The 1402-nt window shown below is 37.4% G+C and carries 1 protein-coding gene; it reads left to right on the forward strand.

The window, feature by feature from the left end:
• Positions 1–312 precede the first annotated feature (312 nt).
• Positions 313–1152 (forward strand): tyrosine-type recombinase/integrase, encoded by an 840-nt coding sequence (locus AC3WLU_RS26710; RefSeq protein ID WP_034306417.1) that lies wholly within the window; start codon positions 313–315, stop codon positions 1150–1152.
• The last annotated feature ends 250 nt before the right edge of the window (positions 1153–1402 follow it).

Below are 1402 nucleotides of genomic sequence, written 5' to 3' on the forward strand. Positions count from 1 at the left end.
GTTAAGCTCTTCAGCGCCGATGGTAGTTGGGGGTTTCCCCCTGTGAGAGTAGGACGCCGCCAAGCCATTTAAAAAGACCAGCCATCCGGCTGGTCTTTTTTGAGGTCGTTATCTTCAGCACTTATTATTTAAACCTGTTATAGACCATAAAGAAAGTTATATGCAGGATAAATGGTAGGACATACTATTAATGCATCTGAATTTCTATAGTTATCCATATCAGTTTAAGACAAAGGGACAGAATTCTTCGTTTCTGTAGGGATATATGTTAAACTTAACATAGTTCTGAAACTGTCATTGGGGGAATAGCCGATGGATACCTCTGCTAAAGATGAAATGATTTTTTCGTTTGCTGAATGGTTGAGAGACCAAGGCAAATCAGCTAATACGATCAAAACGTATACTGGTGTCCTTTCACAGTTTTGTGACCAGACACAAAAGATATTGATGGAGATCCATTCTGAAGATGTTCAGGGTTATCTTGATAATTTAGAAAATTGCAAGAAAAGCCCAGGGACAATCGAAAAACACTATATCGCATTAAATGTCTTCTTTAAATTTTTAGGTAAACCGCAAGTGATGCTTTCAGTGGAACGTAAAGTTAAGGAGCACAAGCTTGAGGTACCTGAAACTTTAAGCCTCAATGAGCAGCAGATACTGTTAAGAGATATAGAAGCAGAAGGGAATCTAAGGAACATTGCCATCGTCTACCTTTTGTTACATACTGGAATTCGTGTCTCCGAATTATGTGACTTAAATGGCCGTGACGTCATAATGGAAACAGAGCGGAATTATATACTTGTCCGGAACGCAAAAGGTGAAATCGACAGATCCGTACCCCTTACGATATCGGCCATTCAACATGTACAAAATTATCTTTTTTCTTTAAAAGAAAAAGCAGATCCGTTATTCATCTCAAGCTATAATCAAAGGATCACTCCGAGGTCAGTTCAATATATATTGAAAAAATACAATGTGCATCCGCATAAACTGCGACATACTTTTTGTCAAAGGTTAGTGGATAATGGAATAGATATACAAACGATATCAAAGCTTGCCGGTCATAAAGATTTAAACGTAACGAAGCGTTATCTAAAAGAAAAATCGCTGGATCTGGCAAATGCGATAGATCAAACTTTCACGAAACACTAAAATAAAGAAATGAAAAAGGGAAGAGAGATCTTTCCTTTTTTTGTTTAAACAAACAGATTCCTTGGAAATGACGAATAGGACGTTTTGAAAGAAGAGGAATATAGTTCAGTCAAAAGGACCGAACATATTGATGCATTGTTGAATCAAAAAAGAGGGGATTCCTGAAATAAGGAATGGTATTATCCCCTTCAGGTAGACAGAGAAAAAAGAGAACATGGTAAAATGTTCTTAACTGTCAATCTGGAGGGGA

The sequence above is a fragment of the Peribacillus sp. FW305-BF15 genome (assembly GCF_058783805.1).

What these genes read in the sequence shown, in the direction of transcription:
- AC3WLU_RS26710 (WP_034306417.1), top strand. Translation starts at nt 313, where the DNA reads ATGGATACCTCTGCTAAAGATGAAATGATTTTTTCGTTTGCTGAATGG.